17 protein-coding genes are annotated in these 22,151 nt (G+C 67.1%); 12 read left to right on the top strand and 5 right to left on the bottom strand.

From position 1 onward, the window contains the following. Positions 1 to 18 precede the first annotated feature (18 nt). A complete protein-coding gene (gene clpB / locus LF63_RS12260; RefSeq protein ID WP_052395048.1) occupies positions 19 to 2,622 on the top strand; it encodes an ATP-dependent chaperone ClpB in 2,604 nt (867 codons plus the stop codon). Between the two features lie 70 nt (positions 2,623 to 2,692). Here clpB and LF63_RS12255 read toward each other — a convergent pair whose 3' ends face one another. From LF63_RS12255 to LF63_RS12240, 4 genes are all read right to left on the bottom strand, one after another. Then, on the bottom strand, positions 2,693 to 3,787 hold the full coding sequence (locus LF63_RS12255) for an NADH:flavin oxidoreductase/NADH oxidase (RefSeq protein ID WP_043102189.1): 1,095 nt from the start codon (positions 3,785 to 3,787) through the stop codon (positions 2,693 to 2,695). Between the two features lie 99 nt (positions 3,788 to 3,886). Continuing rightward, positions 3,887 to 5,143: an MFS transporter gene (locus LF63_RS12250; protein WP_043102187.1), complete on the bottom strand. Its 1,257-nt coding sequence runs from the start codon at positions 5,141 to 5,143 to the stop codon at positions 3,887 to 3,889. Between the two features lie 36 nt (positions 5,144 to 5,179). Further along, positions 5,180 to 7,510, bottom strand: coding sequence for a glucosylglycerol-phosphate synthase (gene ggpS, locus LF63_RS12245; RefSeq protein WP_235205321.1), 2,331 nt, complete (start codon positions 7,508 to 7,510; stop codon positions 5,180 to 5,182). Positions 7,511 to 7,863: 353 nt separating this feature from the next. Further along, entirely contained in the window at positions 7,864 to 10,296 is a 2,433-nt protein-coding gene (locus tag LF63_RS12240) for a TonB-dependent receptor plug domain-containing protein (RefSeq protein WP_043102183.1), read from the bottom strand. A gap of 279 nt (positions 10,297 to 10,575) precedes the next feature. Between LF63_RS12240 and LF63_RS12235 the strand changes: the two genes are divergently transcribed. After that, positions 10,576 to 10,860 (top strand): FmdB family zinc ribbon protein, encoded by a 285-nt coding sequence (locus tag LF63_RS12235; RefSeq protein WP_043103831.1) that lies wholly within the window; start codon positions 10,576 to 10,578, stop codon positions 10,858 to 10,860. A 6-nt stretch (positions 10,861 to 10,866) separates the two neighbouring features. On the opposite strand, the gene LF63_RS12230 is transcribed toward LF63_RS12235, so the two are convergent. Continuing rightward, on the bottom strand, positions 10,867 to 12,426 hold the full coding sequence (locus LF63_RS12230) for a sodium:solute symporter family transporter (protein WP_043102181.1): 1,560 nt from the start codon (positions 12,424 to 12,426) through the stop codon (positions 10,867 to 10,869). A gap of 235 nt (positions 12,427 to 12,661) precedes the next feature. Here LF63_RS12230 and LF63_RS12225 point away from each other — a divergent pair, with 235 nt between their 5' ends. The 10 genes from LF63_RS12225 (at position 12,662) to ybgC (ending at position 22,148) form a co-directional block, all read left to right on the top strand. Next, entirely contained in the window at positions 12,662 to 13,222 is a 561-nt protein-coding gene (locus LF63_RS12225; protein WP_235205320.1) for a DUF3011 domain-containing protein, read from the top strand. A gap of 126 nt (positions 13,223 to 13,348) precedes the next feature. Further along, the gene (gene aspS, locus LF63_RS12220; protein ID WP_043102180.1) at positions 13,349 to 15,118 is read left to right on the top strand and encodes an aspartate--tRNA ligase; all 1,770 of its coding nucleotides are present in this window, start codon (positions 13,349 to 13,351) and stop codon (positions 15,116 to 15,118) included. A gap of 155 nt (positions 15,119 to 15,273) precedes the next feature. Next, a complete protein-coding gene (locus tag LF63_RS12215; protein WP_043102178.1) occupies positions 15,274 to 15,921 on the top strand; it encodes an alpha/beta fold hydrolase in 648 nt (215 codons plus the stop codon). A 55-nt stretch (positions 15,922 to 15,976) separates the two neighbouring features. Continuing rightward, positions 15,977 to 16,714 (top strand): YebC/PmpR family DNA-binding transcriptional regulator, encoded by a 738-nt coding sequence (locus tag LF63_RS12210; protein WP_043102177.1) that lies wholly within the window; start codon positions 15,977 to 15,979, stop codon positions 16,712 to 16,714. Positions 16,715 to 16,829: 115 nt separating this feature from the next. Then, on the top strand, positions 16,830 to 17,399 hold the full coding sequence (gene ruvC / locus LF63_RS12205; protein ID WP_052395046.1) for a crossover junction endodeoxyribonuclease RuvC: 570 nt from the start codon (positions 16,830 to 16,832) through the stop codon (positions 17,397 to 17,399). Next, positions 17,396 to 17,995 (top strand): Holliday junction branch migration protein RuvA, encoded by a 600-nt coding sequence (gene ruvA, locus LF63_RS12200; RefSeq protein ID WP_043102175.1) that lies wholly within the window; start codon positions 17,396 to 17,398, stop codon positions 17,993 to 17,995. Before ruvC ends, ruvA begins: the two co-directional genes overlap by 4 nt. Before the next feature lie 14 nt (positions 17,996 to 18,009). After that, a complete protein-coding gene (locus tag LF63_RS12195; protein WP_081945206.1) occupies positions 18,010 to 19,923 on the top strand; it encodes a potassium transporter Kup in 1,914 nt (637 codons plus the stop codon). 125 nt (positions 19,924 to 20,048) lie between these two features. Then, the gene (gene ruvB / locus LF63_RS12190) at positions 20,049 to 21,095 is read left to right on the top strand and encodes a Holliday junction branch migration DNA helicase RuvB (RefSeq protein WP_043102174.1); all 1,047 of its coding nucleotides are present in this window, start codon (positions 20,049 to 20,051) and stop codon (positions 21,093 to 21,095) included. Positions 21,096 to 21,257: 162 nt separating this feature from the next. Beyond that, the gene (locus tag LF63_RS12185) at positions 21,258 to 21,596 is read left to right on the top strand and encodes a ribonuclease E inhibitor RraB (RefSeq protein ID WP_161782348.1); all 339 of its coding nucleotides are present in this window, start codon (positions 21,258 to 21,260) and stop codon (positions 21,594 to 21,596) included. A gap of 132 nt (positions 21,597 to 21,728) precedes the next feature. Beyond that, positions 21,729 to 22,148 carry a tol-pal system-associated acyl-CoA thioesterase gene (ybgC, locus tag LF63_RS12180; RefSeq protein WP_043102173.1) on the top strand — a complete coding sequence of 140 codons (420 nt, stop codon included), beginning with the start codon at positions 21,729 to 21,731 and terminating at the stop codon, positions 22,146 to 22,148. The last annotated feature ends 3 nt before the right edge of the window (positions 22,149 to 22,151 follow it).

The raw sequence follows: 22,151 nt of genomic DNA, 5'->3' as shown, positions 1-22,151 counted from the left end.
TTGCAGGAGAACCCCGAAATGCGCATGGACAAACTGACCTCGCGTTTCCAGCAGGCGCTGGCCGATGCCCAGTCGCTGGCCGTGGGACGCGATCACAACATGCTCGAACCCGTGCACGTGATGACGGCCTTGCTGGACCAGCAGGGCGGTTCGACCGCGCCGCTGCTGTCGCAGGCGGGCGTCAACGTGCCGCTGCTGCGCGAGCGCCTGGGCGAGATGCTCAACGGGCTGCCGCAGGTCAGCGGACAGGCCGGCGACATCAACGTCGGCAACGCGCTCAACCGCGCGCTGAACCTCACTGACAAGCTGGCGCAGCAGCGCGGCGATCAGTTCATCGCCAGCGAGCTGTTCGTGCTGGCGGCGCTGGAGAGCGGCGGCGAGCTGGGCAAGGCGCTGAAGGCGGCCGGCGCGGAGAAGTCGCGCATTGAGACCGCCATCGACAAGATCCGCGGCGGCGAGAAGGTCGCCAGCGAGAACGCCGAGGACCAGCGCCAGGCGCTGCAGAAGTACACCATCGACCTCACCGAGCGCGCCGAGTCCGGCAAGCTGGATCCGGTGATCGGGCGCGACGAAGAGATTCGCCGCGTGGTGCAGGTGCTGCAGCGGCGCACCAAGAACAACCCGGTGCTGATCGGCGAACCCGGCGTGGGCAAGACCGCCATCGTCGAGGGCCTGGCTCAGCGCATCATCAAGAACGAAGTGCCCGAGGGCCTGCGCGGCAAGCGCGTGCTGAGTCTGGACATGGGCGCGCTGATCGCCGGCGCGAAGTTCCGCGGCGAGTTCGAGGAGCGCCTGAAGGCGGTGCTCAACGACCTGTCCAAGAACGAAGGCCAGATCATCCTGTTCATCGACGAGCTGCATACCATGGTCGGTGCCGGCAAGGCCGACGGCGCGATGGACGCCGGCAACATGCTCAAGCCAGCGCTGGCGCGCGGCGAGCTGCACTGCATCGGCGCCACCACGCTGGACGAGTACCGCCAGTACATCGAGAAGGATGCCGCGCTGGAACGCCGCTTCCAGAAGGTGTTCGTGGGCGAACCGACGGTGGAGGACACCATCGCCATCCTGCGCGGCCTGAAGGAGCGCTACGCGGTGCATCACGGCGTGGAGATCACCGACCCGGCCATCGTTGCCGCGGCCACGCTGTCCAACCGCTACATCACCGATCGCCAGCTGCCGGACAAGGCCATCGACCTGATGGACGAAGCTGCCTCGCGCATCCGCATGGAGATCGACTCCAAGCCGGAGGAACTGGATCGTCTGGAGCGTCGCCTGACGCAGCTGAAGATCCAGCGCGAGATGCTGAAGAAGGAAACCGACGACGCGTCCAAGCAGCGCCTGGCCGATCTGGAAACCGAGATCGACAAGCTGGAGCGCGAGTTCTCCGATCTCAACGAAATCTGGAAGTCGGAAAAGGCCGCGCTGCAGGGCGCGACCAAGGTCAAGGAGCAGATCGAGGCCGCGCGCCTGGAACTGGAAGCCGCGCAGCGCCATCAGGACTACACCAAGATGAGCGAGATCCAGTACGGCACGCTGCCGGCGCTGGAGAAGCAGTTGGCCGCGGCGCAGGCCGCCGAACAGCAGGACTTCAAGCTGGTGCAGGACCGCGTCACCGACGAGGAGATCGCCGAGGTGGTGTCGCGCTGGACCGGCATTCCGGTGTCGAAGATGCTGGAAGGCGAGCGCGAGAAGCTGCTGAAGATGGAGGAAGCGCTGCACGAGCGCGTGGTCGGTCAGGACGAGGCCGTGAAGGCCGTGTCCGACGCCATCCGCCGCGCCCGCGCGGGCCTGTCCGATCCCCACCGTCCGTACGGTTCGTTCCTGTTCCTGGGCCCGACCGGCGTCGGCAAGACCGAGCTGTGCAAGGCGCTGGCCGGCTTCCTGTTCGACACCCAGGAAGCGATGATCCGCATCGACATGAGCGAGTTCATGGAGAAGCACTCCGTGGCCCGCCTGATCGGCGCGCCGCCGGGCTACGTCGGCTATGAGGAAGGCGGTTACCTGACCGAGGCCGTGCGGCGGCGTCCGTACAGCGTGATTCTGCTGGACGAGGTGGAGAAGGCGCATCCGGACGTGTTCAATATCCTGCTGCAGGTGCTCGACGACGGTCGCCTGACCGACGGCCAGGGCCGCACGGTGGACTTCCGCAACACCGTCATCGTGATGACCTCCAACCTCGGCAGCCAGATGATCCAGGACGTGTCCGAAGAAGGCGGGGACGACGGCGACAGCGAGCAGGAATACACCAAGATGAAGGCCGCGGTGATGGGCGTGGTGCAGGGGCATTTCCGGCCCGAGTTCATCAACCGTCTGGACGAGATCGTGGTGTTCCGACCGCTGGAGAAGGCGCAGATCCGCGCCATCGCCAAGATCCAGCTGCAGCAGCTGGAGAAGCGGCTGGAGGAGCGTCAGCTCAAGCTGTCCATCGGCGACAAGGCGCTGGATCTGCTGGCCAACGTCGGTTTCGATCCGGTGTACGGCGCGCGTCCGCTCAAGCGCGCGATCCAGCAGCAACTGGAGAACCCGCTGGCGCAGAAGATCCTCAGCGGCGCCTTCGCGCCCGGCGACACCATTCGCGTCGAGGCCGAGGGCGGGCATCTGGTGTTCAGCGCCGGCGGTTGATCCGCTCTGGGTGTTGCACGAAAAAGGCCGCGGTGTTTGCCGCGGCCTTTTTCGTGGCGGATCGGCCGGATCAGCCGAACAGCTTTTTCAGCCCGTGCGGCTGGCAGCGCAGATACTGCGGCGGCGCGTGCGCGGTGGCGCCCAGTTCGGCGGCGGCGTGCCACGGCCAGCGCGGGTCGTAGAGCATGCCGCGCGCCAGGGCCACGGCGTCGGCCTTGCCTTCGGCGACGATGGCTTCGGCCTGCGCGGCTTCGGTGATCATGCCCACGGCGATGACCGGCATCGCCACTTCGGCCTTGATGGCCTCGGCGAAGTGCACCTGGTAGCCGGGGCCGACATCGATCTGCTGACGCGGATCGAGACCGCCGCTGGAGACGTGGATGAACTGGCAGCCTCGGGCGTCCAGCGCCTTCGCCAGCTCGATGCTCTGCACCAGGTCCCAGCCGCCCTCGACCCAGTCGCTGGCGGAAATGCGGATGCCTACGGTCATGCGCTCGGGCACGGCGGCGCGCACGGCGTCGAAGACCTGCAGGGGCAGGCGCATGCGGTTTTCCAGGCTGCCGCCATAGTTATCGTCGCGTGCGTTGCTCAGCGGCGACAGGAACTGGTGCAGCAGGTAGCCGTGCGCGGCGTGGATCTCGATCAGGTCCAGGCCCAGGCGGTCCGCGCGATGCGCGGCGTCGACGAAGGCCTGCACGACCTCGTCGATGTCCGCCTGCGTCATCGCGCGCGGCGCCGGGTCGCCGTCGTAGAAGGGGCGGTCCGAGGCGCTGAGGACCTGCCAGCCGTGCACGTCGTCGGGCGCAATCGCGGCGCCGCCGTCCCAGGGCACGTGCGTGGAGGCCTTGCGGCCGGCGTGCGCGAGCTGGATGCCGAGCGCCGTCGGCGCATGCTGGCGCAGTGCGCCGACGACCTTGCGCAGCGCCTGCTCGTTGCCGTCGCTGTACAGACCCAGGTCGGCCCAGGTGATGCGGCCACGCGCCTCGACGGCGCTGGCCTCGAAGATCAGCAGGCCGGCGCCGGACAGCGCCAGATTGCCCAGGTGCATCATGTGCCAGTCGGTGGCGCTGCCGTCCTCGGCCGAGTACTGGCACATGGGGGCGACGACGATGCGGTTGGCCAGCTTCAGCGGTCCGAGTTCGAGCGGCGAGAACAGGTGGCTCACGGGAAATTCCTTGTGCGGCGGAAAAAGACTGTCCGGCGCGCGGGCCGGACGGAGGGCTTCGTTGCAGTGTGGTCGGATGCGTGGTGATGCAAGCGGAACTCAGCGTTCGCCTTCGTGGACGCTGCCGGTCTCGGTTTCGGCGTCCACGGCCGGATGCATCTCCATCGCCGCCGGCGTGGTGCGCAGCATCGGCATGAAGGCGGGGGCCTCGGCCTGGTCGCGGTGGAAGGTCAACAGGCGGAAGGCAACGTACAGCGCCGTGCCGCCCATGCACAGCACCACCCAGCCGAACAGCCATGATGCGCCCATCGCGCTCATCAGCACGCCGGCCAGCAGCGGTCCGGCCGCCGAGCCGATGCCGTTGACCAGCAGCACGCTGCTACTGGCGGGCAGCAGTTCCTCGCTCGGCACGTGGTCGAGCAGATGCGCGACCACGATCGGATACACCGCGAAGGCCATGCCGCCGAACACGAACAGCAGCACGTCGGCCATGATCGGTACCCCGGCCAGCATCGGCAGCAGGGCCGCGGCGATGGCGCCGAGCGCGCTGACCACGATCAGCATGATGCGTCGGTCGTGGCGGTCCGACAGGCGGCCCATCGGCCACTGCAGGGCCGCGCCGCCGAGAATGAACACGCTCATCCAGGTGCCGATGCCCGCTGCATTCAGGCCGACGGAGGCGGCATAGACCGGCGCCAGACCCCACATCGCGCCCATGGTCAGCCCCGACAGCAGCGCGCCGACGGCGGCGCTGGGCGCGAGCTGGAACAGTCGTCGCGTGCGCAGGCGGGGCATCGGCTGCACTTCGGGCTGACGCATGCGCGTGGCCAGCACCGGCAGCGTCGAGGCGCACACCAGCAGCGCCACCAGCACGAACAGCACCGCGTTCTGCGACGGCTGGAACTGCAGGAACTGCTGCGCCAGCGCCAGCGAGCCGAGGTTCACCACCATGTAGGTCGCGAACACGCTGCTGCGCTGACGCGGCTCGGCCTGGCTGTTGAGCCAGCTTTCGATCACGGTGTACAGACCGACCACGACCAGGCCGATGCCGAAACGCAGCAGCAGCCACAGCAGCGGCTGCGTGGTCAGCGACAGCAGCAGGATCAGGCAGGCGCAGGCGGTGGCGCAGAAGGCGAACGCGCGGATGTGGCCCATTCGCCGTACCAGCGCGCTGATGATGAAGGTGCCGCCGAGGAAGCCGGCGAAATAGGCCGAGGTCATCGCGCCGAGCAGGGTGCTGGAGAAGCCGAGACGGCCGCCCAGCACGGGGATCAGGGTGTTGAGCAGGCCGTTGCCGAGCAGCAGCAGGGCAACGCCGGTCAGCAGCGAGGCAAGCTGTCGGGCCGTGCGTAGCATGAAGGTCCTTCGTGGCGGTGCGTGGTGGCGGTGAAGTCAGGCCGAGGCCGGCACCGAGGTGCCCGGACTGTCGCCGGTCTCGGCGACGGCATCGAGAAAGCCCTGGCCCCAGCGGCTTAGGTTGTGATGCTCGACGATATCGAACAACCCCTGCAAGCGGCTGCCGGCTTCCTTGGCGTCCATGCGGATCGCACGCAGGCAGACCTCGGCCAGATCCTCGATGTCGTGCGGGTTGGTCAGCAAGGCGCCCTTGAGCTCGGCCGCCGCGCCGGCGAATTCGGATAGCACCAGCACGCCCGCATGCGGGTGGCCGACGATGCCCTGCACGGCCACGTATTCCTTGGCCACCAGATTCAGGCCGTCGCGCAGCGGCGTGATCCACATGACGTCGGCGACGCCGTAGTAGGACAGCAGCTCCTCGAACGGCAGCGCGCGGAAGAAGAACTGCACCGGCGTCCAGCCCAGTTGCGAGAAGCGACCGTTGATGCGGCCCACCGCCTGCTCGATCTGCGTCTGCAACTGCCGGTAGACGGTCATCTCCTTGGCCGCCGGCACGCACACGCAGAACAGCGTGATTTCGCCGACCAGGTCGGGATTGCGCTCCAGCATGCGCTCGTAGGCCTGCAGCTTCTGCAACGTGCCCTTGGTGTAGTCGAGGCGCTCGACCGAGAGGATCAGCTTGCGGCCGTCCAGCTCGCTGCTCAGATGGCGGCGGCGCAGGCGCGAGTCGTCCGATTCCAGCAGTCGGCGCACACGATCGACGTCGAGTCCGACCGGGTGCGCACCCACGTGCACGCGGCGGCGGCCGACGTCGATGATGCGACTGACGCGGTCGAGTCCGGCGGCGCAGCCGTAGGTGAGGAAGCGCGGCGCGCAGTTCTCGCGCTTGATCACTTTCACCGGCGCCACGCCGCGCACCACGTCGACGAAGTTCTCGACCTGGCGCGGAATGTGGAAGCCCACGTAGTCGCACTGCAGCAGGCTGCCGATGATGTCGCGTCGCCACGGCACCACGTTGAACACGTCGGCGGACGGGAAGTGGGTGTGGTGGAAGAACGCGATGCGCACGTCGGGGCGCAGTTCGCGCAAGTAGGCTGGCACCATCCACAGGTTGTAGTCGTGGATCCACACCGTCGCGCCGGAAGCGGCCTCAGCGGCGGCGCGTTCGGCGAAGGCGCGGTTGACGCGGCAGAACACCTGCCAGTGCTTCTCGCGGAAGCGCGCGCGCTCCCAGAAGGTGTGCAGCAGTGGCCAGAAGGCTTCCTTGGAGAAGGACTTGTAGAAGATGTCGACGTCCTTCTTGGTCAGCGCCACGCGCGCGGCGGTGAGGTCGGGGTAGCGCTGGGCGTCGACCGCCGTGTGCACCTCGAAATCCTCATCGACGGCCGGATCGTGGATGGACCAGGCGATCCACGATCCCTTGCGTCCGTCGGCGAAGAACGACAGCAGGGTCGGGATGATGCCGTTGGGCGACTTCGGTCGGCGGCGCTGGATCTGGCCGTCCTCGACGACTTCCTCGTAGGGCAGCCGGTGATAGACCATGACCAGCTCGGCCTTGCCGGTGTCCGGCACGATGTCCGTGGTGTCGAGGTGCTCGGCGTCGAGCAGCTCGAAATGCGCCAACGCTTCGAGGATGCCGCCGCAGCCCGGCTTCTCGGCGTGCAGGGTCTGCCCGATGTCGCGCGTCGCCTCGATCAGGCCGGGTTCGGAGCGGCCCACGCAGACGCCGGCGAAGCCCTTGCCGTACATCGAACGGTCGTTGAGCGTGTCGCCGGCCACCAGCACGCGTTCGTCGGGGATGCCCAGGTGGTCGATCAGGCCGCGCAGGGTCGCGCCCTTGTTGACGCCGAACGGCAGGATGTCGAGATAGCGCTCGGCCGAATGCAGCAGTTCGCAACCCAGTTCGCGCACCTGCTGTTCGAGCTTGTCGCTGATCGCGTCGCTGGAGCAGAAGTAGGACACGCGGCGCTCCTGCGGCACATCCTGGCGGATCAGGCCCTCGTGCTCGCCGATGTGGCGCACCACGGCCTGTTCGCCGGGCCAGCGCGCGGCGATGCGGCCCTGCAGCGGTTCGACCGCGTGGATGTCGTGGCCGTCGACCACGGTCGCGCCGACGTCGCAGATGATGTAGTCCGGATGCGGCAGCGTGGGATCGGCCAGCAGCGGCAGCACGGCTTCCAGTCCGCGGCCGGTGACGTAGACCAGCAGCATGTCCTCGCGGCGGCTGATCAGCTGGTACAGGCGCAGGCGCTGCTCCGGCGAACCGGCGAGGAACGTGCCGTCCAGATCGGTGGCCAGCAGGCAGCGCACGTCATCGTGCATGATGGCGGGTTCGGGGCGCTGATCGCTTCGTGCAGTCGGGTTCACGCGTGCTCCTCGTCGACATGGCGAGCTTCGCGGAACCGGTGGCCGGATGAATGGTGCGGTGGCGGTCGTTCGACCGGCAGCGTGCACTGCATGGCGTGAGCCGCTGACTGGCGCGTTGCCCTCCGTGACCGGAGAGCATCGCGCGACCACCTCCGGGCCGTTGTCGGCTAGCCGCGAAGTGTGCGGTATGCGCAGTGACAATTTCATCCTAGCAGGTTCGCCGGGCCCGCCGATGAATCGACCCTGCATGCAGGTGATGCAGCAATCGGACGTCTGGACGTCCATACATCATGCGCCAAAAAAAACGGCCCCGCGGGTGCGGGGCCGAGTCGAGGGTCGAAAGGCGGCGCGCGTTACCAGTCGTACGCCACGCTGCCATAGTAGTACGCACCGCTGAAACCGTAGGGCGAGGTCAGCGGATAGGTCAGGATGCCGTGGTAGTTGTTGTTGGCATCGTTCTTTTCCGGGTACACGTTGGTGACGTTGTTGCCGCCCAGCGTGAAGGTCCAGCCCGATTGCGCGTAGCTCACCGACAGGTCCAGCAGCACCTTGGCGCTGTAGGTCTGGTCCGAGCTGGCGCTGCTGCCGCGCGAGGTCCAGGTGCCGTAGCGCGTGGCCTGGGAGTGGAAGGTCCAGTGATTGACGGACCAGTCGGCGCCGACGAAGGCCTTGGTGCGCGGTGTGCCGACGGTGATGCGGCCCTGCTCCTGGCGGTCGATGATCGGCAGGGTCAGACCGGCCAGGCCCAGCTGCGGCGGGTTGTCGGCGATCTTGCGGATATCGGTCTTGTTGTAGTTCATGCCGCCGGTGAACTTCAGCGTCGAGCCGTCCTGCAGGTACCAGGGATAGGTCGCCACCAGGTCTGCGCCGCGGGTGCGCGTGTCGACCGCGTTGGTGAAGAAGCGACCGCCGCCGACGTCGGTGAAACCGGCCGACAGCAGGTAGGCCTGCACCGCGCTGCCGGTCAGGTTGCCGGACAGAATGATGCGGTTGTCGATGTCGATCTGGTAGGCATCGAGGGTCGCGTACAGGCCGTTGGCCGGCGTGAACACCAGGCCGAAGCTGTAGTTGTGCGACTTCTCCGGCTTCAGCGGCTGCGCGCCGAGCGCCTGCGCGGCCGGGTCGTCGACCGGGAAGGTGCGGATTTGTACCGGCACCAGACCGCTACCCGTGTTGACGAAGTTGGTCGCGGTGCTGGAGTAGTACTCCTGCTGCAGCGATGGGGCCCGGAAGCCGGTCGACACCGTGGCGCGCGCGGCCACCGTGTCGGTGAACGCATAGCGACCGGAGGCCTTCCACGAAGTAGTGCTGCCGAAGTCGCTGTAGTGTTCGTTGCGCACGGCCAGGCCGGCGGTCAGCTTGTAGGTCAGATCGCTTTCCAGGTCCAGGTAGGCCGAACGGTTATGACGCGAATGCGAGCCGGCGTCGGTCGGCGTGTAGCCGGAGAACACCTGGCCGCCGCAGCTCGGGTAGCCGCTGGCGCCGAGCACCGGACCGCAGGCGTAGGACGCGCCGTCGCCCTGCTTGATCTCGAACTGCTCGTGGCGGTACTCCAGGCCCCAGGCCACGGTCACGGGAGCATCCATGCCGGGGAAATGCACGTCACGGCTGAAGTCGGCGTTGAACAGGTTCTCGCGGTTGGTCAGCGTGCCGATCTGGAACACGGTCGGCGAATCCGCGCCGAGCGAGTAGTTCCAGGTGTTGCTGGTGTGCATCTTCCAGTGGTTGCCGCCGGTGTTGTAGCTGACGTCGTAGTTCCAGCCGCCGATCTTGCCGCGCACGCCGAGCACTTCGGAGTCGTCGCGGATGGCACTGTTCTCGACCGGCAGGTAGCCGGCCGGATACTGCGCCACGGCGTTCGGGTACTGCGAGGCGTAGGTCGACAGCGAGCGGAAGAAGCCCTGCGAGGACACGTTGCGCTTGTTGAACAGGCTGAAGCCGTACAGCTGCGCGTTCGGGGTCAGGTCGTACTGCAGGTTGATCGCGGCCTGTTTGGCCTTGGTCTGCGGCAGGCCGTAATGGAAGGTGACGGTGTTGAAGGTCGGATCGGCCGGATAGCGCGGGTCGGGGCCGGCGCGATTGGTCGGATCCTGATGCATGTAGTTGGCGCTCAGGTGGACCCAGCCGCCGTCGCCCAGTTTGAAGCCGCCGTCGGCGCCGCCGTGCCAGGTGTCGCCGTCGCCGGTGTCGTACTGGCCGCCGGTGATGCTGGCCGAGCCGTGCTTGGCGCCGCCCTTGAGGATGACGTTGATGACGCCGGCGATGGCGTCGGAACCGTACTGCGCCGCCGCGCCGTCGCGCAGCACCTCGATATGGTCGATGGCGTTGATCGGGATCGCATTGAGGTCGACCGGCGACGAACCGCGACCGAGCGAGCCGTTGACGTTGAGCACCGCCGTCGAATGCTGGCGCTTGCCGTTGATCAGCACCAGGGTCTGGTCCGGGCTCAGGCCGCGCAGCTGCGCCGGCTGGGTGGCGTCGGTGGCGTCGGTCACCGACGGCTGCGGGAAGTTCAATGACGGCAGCAGGGTGCGCAGGGCGGTGGCGAGGTTGGTCGCGCCGGTGTTCTTCAGGTCCTGCGGCGACAGCACGTCGATCGGCGCCATCGAATCGGCTTCGGTGCGGTCGTAGCTGCGGGTGCCGGTGACCACCACGGTCTGCAGTTCGGTGGCCTTCTTGTTCTTGGCGGCGTCGGTGTTCGTGGATTGCGCCTGTGCGGCGGGTGCGAGCGCGCAGGCGATGCAGGTCGCCAACAGGCTGTACGTCAGCGTTCTGGATATAGCCATCGATGTACTCCCCAAAAAAGTTCGAGCAAATGCTTCGATGCGCAGAGGTTGCCTCAGAGCCTCCGCGCGCCAGATATGGACGTCCGTTTCTGTCTCGAACCTAGGCGCATTGTTACAAAAATGTCAACGAATATTTCCTCATGGTGTGGTTTTGTGCGGTATCGTGCACAACTAACGACGCGTTGCCCGTATCCCGGGCTGGCGCGATAATCGCGCGTCCGCACGCTGCGCCATCGAGTCGATGGTGCGCCTGCGATTCCGTAGAGAGTGACGTTTCCGATGCCGATTTACGCGTTCCAATGCCAGGCCTGCGGCCATACCTTCGACCGCCTGCAGAAGCTGTCCGATGCCGATCCCGAAATCTGTCCCGCGTGCGGCGAGCCGCGCGTGCAGCGCCAATTGACCGCGCCGTCGTTCCGGCTGGCCGGCAGCGGCTGGTACGAGACGGACTTCAAGAAGGACGGCGACACCAAGCGCAATCTGGCCGACAAGGGCGACAAGCCTGCCGCCGCGCCTGCACCCGCACCCGCCGCCGCGCCGTCGCCCGCGCCTTCGACGGACTGAATCGGGCTACCAGAACACGCCGAGGATGACGGCCGTGGCGGCGAGCACGCCGGCGGCCGCCCAGAGCACGTCGTTGGGTACGCGCTGAAGTCCCTGTCGCGCGATGACCGCGATGCGGCGGTCGTCGTCCGCGGGTCGGTCGCGGGCGGCCAGCACGCGCATCCACATCCACGTGAACAGCGCTGTCGCCACGAACACCACGCCGGCGATGATGGTGAAGTGCAGATGGATCCAGCCGAGCTCGCGCGCGACGAAGAACAGCGCGCTGAATGCGTGCCCGCAGATCAGGCCGCGCAGGGCGGCCGACGCGCCCAGCCGCTTCGACCACAGGCCGAACAGGAAGGTCGCCACCAGCGGCGAGGCGACGAACGCGAACACCTGCTGCAGATAGGCCCACAGCCCCTGGAAGTGCTGGATCATCGGTGCCCACAGCGCGGCCAGCAGGGTGATGACGATGGTGGTGATGCGGCCGGCGCGCGCCAGTCGCGCCGGGCTCATGTCGGGGCGACGTGGCTGGATGAAGTCCATGGTCACCAGCGTCGCGGCCGAATTCAGCGTGGCCGAGCAAGTCGACATCAGCGCCGCGATCAGTCCGGCGACGATCAATCCGGTGAGGCCGGCGGGAATGAACGTCGCCACCATCGTCGGGAACACCTGATCGGGGTGATCGAGGCCGGGCAGCAGCACGCTGGCCATGGCGCCGGGAATCGTCATCAGGAACAGCGGCAACAGCTTCAGGCTGGCGGCGATGACCGAGGCGCGCCCGGCCGCGCGGAGGTCGCGCGCGCCGAGGATGCGCTGCACCACGTACTGGTTCATGGTCCAGTAGTAGAAGCCGACGATGGGCAGGCCGGTCAGCAGGCCCAGCCACGGCACGCCGGGATCGTCCAGCGGCCGGATCAGCGACAGTTTGTCCGGATGCACCGCGGCCACGACGTTGTGCCACGAGTAGTCGAACTTGCCGAACACGATGGTCGCCAGCACCGCCGAGCCGACCAGCAGCACGATGGCCTGCATGACGTCGGTGTAGACCACCGCGCGCAGACCGCCGGCGGCGGTGTAGATGCCGGTGAACACGGCCACGATCAGGCAGGTCTCCCACAGCGTCAGACCGGGAATGAAGGTGGTGATGATCAGCGCGCCGGCGTACAGGCTGCCGGCGGTGTCCAGCACGATGGACAGGAACAGCGTCACCGCCGACAGGTACTTGCGCATGCGCGCGTCGAAGCGGCGCTCCATCAGCTCCGGCATGGTGGTGACGCGGGCGCGCATCAGCACCGGCAGCACGAACAGCGCGGTGAAGATCAGTACCACGCCGGCCATCCATTCGTAGTTGGCGGCGGAAATGCCGGTGCGATAGGCCGCGCCGGGCAGGCCGATCAGCGTGTCGGAGGAGACGTTGGCGGCGAACAGCGAGAAGCCGACGGCCAGCGGTCCGAGCGAGCGGCCGGCGAGAAACAGGTCATCGGAGGTGGTCCTGCCGCGTGCCACGAACACGCCGATCAGCGCGGTGACGAGGAAATAGGCGGCAATGGCCGCATAGTCGAGTGCGCCCAGGTGGACCATGTCTCCGGTGTGCGATCGATCCCGGATTCAGGGAAACACGCGCCTGCGGACGATGCAAATCGGCGCTGACGGCGTCTTCCCGGGGCGGCCGTTCAAATGGCGGATGCTCCGGTTGCGTGTGCGGTGATAGGGTCTTCTCGGTCGCCGAGCCTTGCGGGCGGTCATTCGCACGCACGCGTCGCGAGGGGCGTGCGCGTCGAGGCACACGGGTGTCATGTCGCCAGAGGAGATCGTTATGTTCACAGCCATGCGAACGCTGTTCACCGCCGCAACCGCCGTCGCGCTCGGCGCGGGTCTGCTGGCGGCTTCGGCGCCGGTGCACGCGCAGGTCCAGTCGCAGGACACCGTGTACTGTGCCAGCAACAGCAACAAATACACTGAGTGCGCCATACCGTGGCGCGATGCGCGCCTGGTGCGGCAGGAGTCCAAGTCCGGCTGCGTTCACAACAAGGACTGGGGCGTGAACGCTCGGGGACTGTGGGTGAAGAACGGTTGTCGCGGCCGGTTCGCGGCAGCAGGGTATGGGCGTCACGACGGGTACCGGCGCGCGGGGTCGCATCACGGCGAGCATCGTCATGGTCGCGGCTGGGATCGACGGATCGAGCTGCAGTGCGACAGCAACAAGAAGCGCTATCAGATGTGCCGCGTCGACGTCGGCCGTCACGGTTCCGTTCGCCTGATCCATCAGATGTCGGATACGCGTTGCACACAGGGCTACAGCTGGGGCTGGAACCGCGCCGGGGTGTGGGTGAACCACGGCTGCCGCGCGAAGTTCATCGTCGATCGTCGCTGGTAGCGCGCGCGGCTGCCCGCGCCAGACGCGCCCTGCCTGGCGTCCGGTCCCGGGCCGGGCGCCGGCAATGGTAGAATTCCGGGTCTTTTTCATCTGCACCGCCGCTCTGCGGCCCGGAGTTCCAAGCGCATGCGCACGCATTATTGCGGCCTCGTCGACGAGGCGCTGATCGACCAGACCATCACTCTCTGCGGCTGGGTGGACGGCCGTCGCGATCACGGTGGCGTGGTGTTCCTGGATCTGCGCGATCACGAGGGCATCGTGCAGGTGGTGGTCGATCCGGACACCGAAGCGGCGTTCGCCACGGCGGTCGAGGTCGGTTACGAGTTCTGCCTGCGCGTGCAGGGCAAAGTGCGGGCGCGCGTGTCGGTCAACGACAAGATGAAGACCGGCCGCGTGGAAGTGCTGGCCAGCGAGGTCGAAGTGCTGAACGCGGCGCGCGACCTGCCGTTCGCGCTGCACGAGAACCCCAACGAGGACATGCGCCTCACCTACCGCTATCTGGACCTGCGCCGTCCGGAGATGCAGCGCATGATGCGCACCCGCATCCGTCTGGTGCAGGCGCTGCGCCGCCGTCTGGACGCGGCCGGTTTCCAGGACATCGAGACACCGATCCTGACCAAGGCCACTCCGGAGGGCGCGCGCGACTACCTGGTGCCCAGTCGCGTGCACGAGGGCGAGTTCTACGCGCTGCCGCAGTCGCCGCAGCTGTTCAAGCAGATCCTGATGATGGCCGGCTTCGACCGCTACTACCAGATCGCGCGCTGCTTCCGCGACGAGGACCTGCGCGCCGACCGCCAGCCGGAATTCACCCAGCTCGACATGGAGTTCGCCTTCGTCGAGGAAGCCGACGTGCAGAACTACGTCGAGACCATGATCCGCGACGTGTTCGCCGAGGTCGTCGACGCCAAGCTGGAAGCGCCGTTCCCGCGCATGACCTGGCACGAGGCGATGCGTCGCTTCGGTTCGGACAAGCCGGACTTGCGCATCGCGCTGGAGCTGGTCGACATCGCCGAGGCGGTCAAGCACGTCGAGTTCAAGGTCTTCGCCGGTCCGGCCAACGACCCGAACGGCCGCGTGGCCGCGCTGTGCGTGCCCGGCGGCGCGGAGCTGTCGCGCAAGCAGATCGACGAGCTGGCCGCGCATGCCGCCAAGCACGGCGCCAAGGGGCTGGCGTGGATGAAGGTCGACAACGCGCAGGGCGGTCTGGAAGGCGTCAGTTCGCCGGTCGCCAAGTTCCTCGACGACAAGGCCCTGGCCGGCATCCTCGAAGCCACCCGGGCCGCCGACGGCGACCTGCTGCTGTTCGGCGCCGGTGCGTGGGGCGCGGTCAGCGACTTCATGGGCGCGCTGCGTCTGAAGGTCGGCAAGGACCGCGGCTTGGTCGAGAACAGCTGGAAACCGCTGTGGGTCACCGACTTCCCGATGTTCGAGCACGACGCCGAAGCCGGCCGCTTCGTGGCCCTACATCACCCGTTCACGGCGCCGAAGGTCGACGACGAGGCCGCGCTCAAGGCCGATCCGCACAACGCCGTCAGCCGCGGTTACGACATGGTGCTCAACGGCGCCGAGATCGGCGGCGGCTCGATCCGTATCCATCGCCCGGACATGCAGAACGCGGTGTTCGAGTTGCTGGGCATCGGTCCGGAAGAGGCCGAGGCCAAGTTCGGCTTCCTGCTCAAGGCGCTCAAGCTCGGCGCCCCGCCGCATGGCGGCATCGCCTTCGGCATCGACCGTATCGCCGCGTTGATGGCTGGTACCGAGTCGATTCGCGACGTGATCGCCTTCCCCAAGACCACCAGCGCGCAGGACCTGATGACCGACGCGCCGTCGCCGGTGTCGGCGGCGCAACTGGACGAACTGCACGTCCGCGTCGCGCCCAGCGCCTCGGACGACTGAGCGCGTCGGCAAAACGTGCGGCTTGCCGGGCCGGAGCGGCGTTCGCTCCGGCCGCGCGGCGCGCTTGCGTGGCCGTGGTGCATGACGCGTTCACGCAAACCCTACGTTCGACGCAGTAAGCTGCGGGCTGTTTTCGTCCGGCTCCGAATCTACGCATGTCCGACCACCTCATTCTGCTGCACGGCCTGTGGATGCGCGGCATCGCGCTGGTCATGCTGCGGCGTCGCTTCGAGAGCGAGGGCTTCGAGGTCGACGTGTTCGACTACCTGAGCGTGGCCGCGCCGCTGGAACGCACCCTGGAGCGTCTGCGCAAGCAGCTGCGCGAGACCGAGGGCACGGTGCACGTGGTCGGGCACAGCCTCGGCGGCCTGGTCGCGCTGCGCGCTTGTCGCGGGCAGGACGATCTGCCGCCCGGCCGCATCGTCTGCATGGGCTCGCCGCTCAACGGCAGCGCCTCGGCGCAGCGGCTGGCCGAGGCCGGCGGCGCGTGGATGCTGGGGCACAGCAAGGAGCTGCTCGAACACGGCCTGCAGCGCTGGGACGGCAAGCGCGAGGTCGGCGTCATCGCCGGTTCCAAGCCGGTCGGGCTGGGCGCGGCGCTGGGTTCGCTGGAAGGCGACCACGACGGCAGCGTGGCGGTCAGCGAAACGCGCCTGCCGGGCATTCGCGACCACTGCGTGGTCACGGCCAGCCACAGCGGCCTGATCTTCTCCGCCGAGGCTGCGGCGCAGGCCGTGCGGTTCCTGCGCCAGGGGCGCTTCCGGCACCAGTCCGAGACTGTCGATGCCGAATCGGTTTCATGATCGCCCGGCGCCTGCATTAGAATTGCGCCTTTCGATTTCTTGACGGAAACAGCACATGGCCGGACATTCCAAATGGGCCAACATCCAGCACCGCAAGGGCAAGCAGGACGCCGCGCGCGGCAAGGTCTTCACCAAGCTGGTGCGTGAGATCACCGTGGCCGCGCGCATGGGCGGCGGCGATCCGGACGCCAACCCGCGTCTGCGCCTGGCGATGGACAAGGCTGTGGCCGTGTCCATGCCCAAGGAAAACATCGAGCGCGCCATCAAGAAGGCGACCGGCGAGCTGGAAGGCGTCGAGTACGAGGAGATCCGCTACGAGGGCTACGCCCCGCACGGCGTCGCGGTGCTGGTCGAGTGCATGACCGACAACCGCAACCGCACCGTGGCCGAGGTGCGTCACGCGTTCTCCAAGTTCGGCGGCAACCTGGGCACGGAAGGCTCCGTGGCCTACATGTTCAAGCGTCTGGGCGTGCTTTCCTTCGCGCCCGGCGCGGACGAGGACAAGGTCACCGAGATCGCCATCGAGGCCGGCGCCGAGGACGTGGTCGCGTTCGACGACGGTGCGCTGGAAGTGCTGACCGACGCGGACAGCTTCCAGGCGGTCAAGGACGCGATGGTCGCCGCCGGCCTGGAGCCGGACGACGCCGAGATCACCCAGCGCGCCGACGTCGAAGTGGCGCTGGAAGGCGAGGACGCGCAGACCGTCGCTAAGCTGCTGGACTACCTCGAAGACCTGGACGACAGCCAGAACGTCTACTCCAACGCCGATCTGCCGGCCGACGCGTATGCGTAAGCCCGGGATTCGGGATTCGGGATGCTGCGGGATTCGGATCGGCGAGTCCGCGCGAGTTATCCGGTGGTTGCCGAACCGTGCCCGTTCCTTCCCGCTGACCTGAGGCCATGTTGTAATGCCTCCTGCCCGCACCGAATCTCCAATCCCGAATCCCGAATCCCGGTCCGTACGCATCCTGGGCATCGATCCGGGCAGCCAGCGCACCGGCGTCGGCATCATCGACGTCGATGCCCAGGGCCGCAGCGTGCATGTGTTCCACGACACGCTGACGGTGCTCGGCGAGGGCGGTTTCCCGCAGCGCCTGAAACGCATCTATGACGGACTGTGTGCCATCATCGCCGAGCATCGGCCCGGCGAAGTGGCCATCGAGCGCGTGTTCATGGCGCGCAACGCCGACTCGGCATTGAAACTGGGGCAGGCGCGCGGCGCGGCGATCTGCGCTGCCGTCAGTCAGGGGATGGACGTGCACGAATACGCAGCATCGGAAGTGAAGCAGGCCGTGGTCGGTGGTGGTCGCGCCGACAAGACGCAGGTACAGCACATGGTCGGCGTGCTGCTGGGCCTGAAAGGCCCGATCCAGGCCGACGCCGGCGACGCGCTGGCGATCGCGCTGACGCATGCGCACACCCGCGCCAGCACCGCACGCGTGGGCATTCCGCGCAGCGCGTGGAGACGGCGTCGATGATCGGGCGACTGCGCGGCATCCTGGTGTCCAAGCAGCCGCCGTGGCTGCTGGTGGACGTGGGCGGCGTCGGCTACGACGTGGAAGCGCCGATGTCCACGATCTACGATCTTCCGGCTACGGGCCAGGAAGTCACCCTGCTGACCCATCACGCGGTGAAGGACGACAGCGTGGTGCTGTACGGTTTCCTGCACACGTCCGAGCGTGAGCTGTTCCGCAGCCTGCTGAAGGTCAGCGGCATCGGCGCGAAGATCGCGCTGGCGGTGCTGTCGGGCGTGTCCGCCGACCAGTTCGCGCGCCTGGTGCAGGCCGGCGACGTGACCGCGCTGACCAAGATTCCCGGTATCGGAAAGAAGACCGCCGAGCGCATGATCGTCGAGCTGCGCGACCGCGTGGACGGTCTGGCCGCGACCGGCGCGACCCGCATCGGCGGCAGCGCGCCCACGCCGCAGGATGCGCAGTCCGAAGCCGTCATCGCCCTGCAGCAGCTTGGCTACAAGCCCGCCGAGGCCACGCGCCTGGCGCAGAAGGCGGCGGCCGAAGGCGACGACGCCGAAACCATCATTCGCAAGGCATTGCGCGCCGCCCTCGGCGGTTGAGCAACGGAAACGACATGAGCGAGCAACCGCAACAACCCCTTCCGCCCTCCGGCGAGCATCTGCACGGCAGCATTCCGGCATTGGTCCTCGGCGCCATCGGCGTGGTGTTCGGCGACATCGGCACCAGTCCGCTGTACACGATGCAGGAAGTGTTCCTGCCCGAGTACGGGCTCAAGCCCATGCACAGCACGGTGCTGGGCGTGCTGTCGCTGGTGACCTGGGGTCTCATCACCGTGGTGGCGGTCAAGTACGTCAGCCTGGTGATGCGCGCGGACAACCGCGGCGAGGGTGGCATCATGGCGCTGATGACGATGGCGCAACGCGCGGTCGGCACCGGTTCGACGCGGATGCGCCGTATCGTCATGCTGATGGCGCTGCTGGGCGCGGCGCTGTTCTTCGGCGATGGCGTCATCACGCCGTCGATCTCGGTGCTGTCGGCGGTCGAGGGTCTGGAAGTCGTCGCGCCGCATCTGGAGCACTGGGTGGTGCCGTTGGCGGTGCTGGTGCTGCTGGGCCTGTTCTGGTTGCAGCGGCACGGCACGGCGAAGGTCGGCGCGCTGTTCGGACCGATCTGCGTGCTGTGGTTCGCCGCGTTGGCCACGATCGGCGTGTGGAACATCATCCAGGCGCCGGAAGTGCTGTTCGCGCTGAATCCGGTGCATGCCGTGCACTTCTTCAGGGAGCATGGCGTGGCGGCCTTCATCGCGCTGGGCGCGGTGGTGCTGTGCGTGACCGGCGCCGAGGCGCTGTACACCGACATGGGTCATTTCGGGCGCAAGCCGATCCGTCTGGCCTGGTTCTTCTTCGTGATGCCGGCGCTGCTGCTGAACTACTACGGACAGGGCGGTCTGCTGCTGCACCATCCCGATGCCATCAGCAATCCGTTCTATCACGCGGTGCCGGACTGGGCGCGCTATCCGATGATCGGTCTGGCCACGGCGGCGGCGGTGATCGCCTCGCAGGCGGTGATCTCCGGCGCGTTCTCGGTGACGCGTCAGGCGATCCAGCTCGGCTTCGTGCCGCGCATGCAGGTGGTGCACACCTCGCCCGACGCCATCGGTCACATCTTCCTGCCGTGGGTGAACCGCCTGCTGATGGTGGCGGTGATCCTAACCGTGGTCGCGTTCGGCTCGTCCAAGGCGCTGGGCGGCGCCTACGGCATCGCCGTGACCGGCACCATGGCCATCGACACGATCCTGGTGATGATGGTGGCCAAGCGGCTGTGGAACTGGAATTGGCTGGTGGTGCTGCCGGTCGGTCTGGCGTTGCTGACGGTGGACCTGGCGTTCTTCGGCGCCAACACGCTGAAGATTCCCGACGGCGGCTGGTTCCCGCTGGTGATGGGCCTGTGCCTGTTCACCGTGATGACCACCTGGCGCCGCGGTCGCGAGCTGGTGGTGCGCGAGATCAAGCAGGGCGGTCTGGCGCTGCAGCCGTTCATCGAGAACATCGCCGAGCACCCGCCGACCCGCGTGCCGGGCACGGCGATCTTCCTCACCGCCAACCAGAGCTCGGTGCCGCATGCGCTGCTGCACAATCTCAAGCACAACAAGGTGCTGCACGAGCGCAATGTGCTGCTGACGGCGGAGACGCTGGAGACGCCCGTGGCCGACGCCGACGAGCGCATCGAGATCACGGCGCTGGGCGGCGATTTCTTCCTGCTGACCCTGCGCTTCGGCTTCGCCGAGGACCCGGATATTCCGCAGTCGCTGGCACTGTGCGGACGGCGCGGTCTGGACTTCGACATGATGGACACCACGTTCTTCCTGTCGCGCGAGACCATCGTCGCCGATACCCGCCGTCCGGGCATGGCGCTGTGGCGCGACAAGCTGTTCGCGTTCCTGTCGCGCAACGCGTTGCCGGCCACGGCGTTCTTCCAGATTCCGGGCAATCGCCTGATCGAGCTCGGCGCGCAGGTGGAGATCTGAAAGGCCGGGAATCGGGAGCGAGGCATCGGGAATGGCAAAAAGCCAAAGCGTCGCCTTAGGGCGGTTCCTCCGATTCCCGACGCCCGGTTCCCCATTCACGGCGCTGCAGGCGCCATAATGACGCCATGACCGACACCCGCGTACTCGCCAACGACGCCACGCCCGAGGATGCCGCGATCGAGGCCTCGATCCGTCCGCAGCGGCTGGACGACTACCTCGGCCAGAAGCCCGTCCGCGAACAGCTGGCGATCTACATCGAGGCGGCGCGCCGGCGTCAGGAAGCGCTCGACCACGTGCTGATCTTCGGCCCGCCGGGCCTGGGCAAGACCACGCTGTCGCACGTCATCGCCAACGAACTCGGCGTCAACGTGCGCTCGACCTCGGGGCCGGTGCTGGAACGTGCTGGCGACCTGGCCGCGCTGCTGACCAACCTGGAGCGCGGCGACGTGTTGTTCGTCGACGAGATTCATCGCCTTTCGCCCGTGGTCGAGGAAGTGCTGTACCCGGCGATGGAGGACTTCCAGATCGACATCATGATCGGCGAGGGTCCGGCCGCGCGTTCGATCAAGCTGGATCTGCCGCCGTTCACCCTGATCGGCGCCACCACCCGCGCCGGTCTGCTGACCGGCCCGCTGCGCGACCGCTTCGGCATCATCCAGCGGCTGGAGTTCTACAACGCCGAGGAACTGCTGGCGATCGTGCGGCGCTCGGCGCGCATCCTGGACATCGAGTGCGACGTCGAGGGCGCGCGCGAGATCGCCCGGCGTGCGCGCGGCACGCCGCGCATCGCCAACCGGCTGCTGCGCCGGGTACGCGACTTCGCCCAGGTGCGCAGCGGCGGCGTCATCACCCACGAGGCCGCCAGCGCGGCGATGGACATGCTGCGCGTGGACGCCGAGGGCTTCGACGATCTCGACCGCCGCCTGCTGCGCATGATCATCGAGAACTTCGACGGCGGTCCGGTCGGCGTGGAGTCGCTGGCCGCGGCGCTGAGCGAGGACCGCGGCACGCTCGAGGACGTGGTCGAGCCGTACCTGATTCAGCAGGGCTTCCTGGTGCGCACCGCACGCGGCCGCATGGCCAGCGCACGCGCTTGGCGGCATCTGGGCCTGCAGCCGCCACCGACCGCCTCGCACGCGACCGACCTGTTCGTGGACGGGCAGGGTAGCTAGGAATCCAGGCTCCGGCCGGTCCTATCGTTCACTTCGGTCTGCAATATCCGTATGTATTGCGAGGTCGTCTCACGCATCACACCTTTCATGCGTTGTGATCGTGTTCGGCGATACAAACGAGTCTCGCTTGCCTGACTCACACCCATAGGAGCCATGATGGCCATGCTCGACAAGCTGATGGAATCAGCGATAACGGATACGGACGTACTTCGCGCGTTGAACGCGCAAGGCGACAATTTTGCTTGCCCTCGCGATGTGGACTTTCTGCTGCGAGCTCCTTCCAAAGAGAAGGCTGTCCTGGTTTCGGGATTCATCAACGACTATCAGTTCGGCGTCGCCACGTTGTTGGACGAGGATGGGCAATACAGTGTCAGAGTGGTGATCAACACGTCCATTCAGCAACATGCCATGCTTTCCATGTCCGGCTTCATGGGCTGCATTGGCGAGCTGTTCGGCCTGGAGTACGACGGTTGGGGCTGTACGCCGCAAGTGCGTTCCTAGCCAGCGTGCCCAACCAATAGGCTCAGCAAGCCAACACTTCGCGACATGGAGTGATCGGGGTCAAATGCATCCCTCGGCATCCGCCGCAAAGGTCGGGTAGGATGACCCGGATCACGCAACCAGCCCGCACGCATGTCGGAAAACACGTCGAGTGAGGCCCCGTTCAGGTGGCCGATACGAGTCTATTGGGAAGATACGGACGCAGGGGGCGTGGTGTACCACGCCGGCTACCTGCGGTTTCTCGAACGCGCACGCAGTGAGTGGCTGCGCGCGCGAGGGGTCGATCAGCAGCGTCTGCGCGATGCGACCGGCATCGGTTTCGTGGTGCGTGACATGCAGATCGGCTTCGTGTCGCCGGCGCGTCTGGACGATGAACTTGACGTGTTGGTGGAGATCGAACGACTGCGGGCGGCCAGCATGGCCTTCGCGCAGACGATTCATCGCCAGGACGGCAAACTTTTGGTGCGCGCCACCGTGCGCGCGGCCTGCGTGAACCTGGACGACATGCGTCCGTGCCCCATTCCCGAAGACCTATTGGCAAGGATTTCCTGACCG

It is taken from the genome of Oleiagrimonas soli (genome assembly GCF_000761445.1).
Lineage (GTDB): Bacteria > Pseudomonadota > Gammaproteobacteria > Xanthomonadales > Rhodanobacteraceae > Oleiagrimonas > Oleiagrimonas soli.
This window is presented reverse-complemented; position numbering and strand designations above follow the sequence as displayed.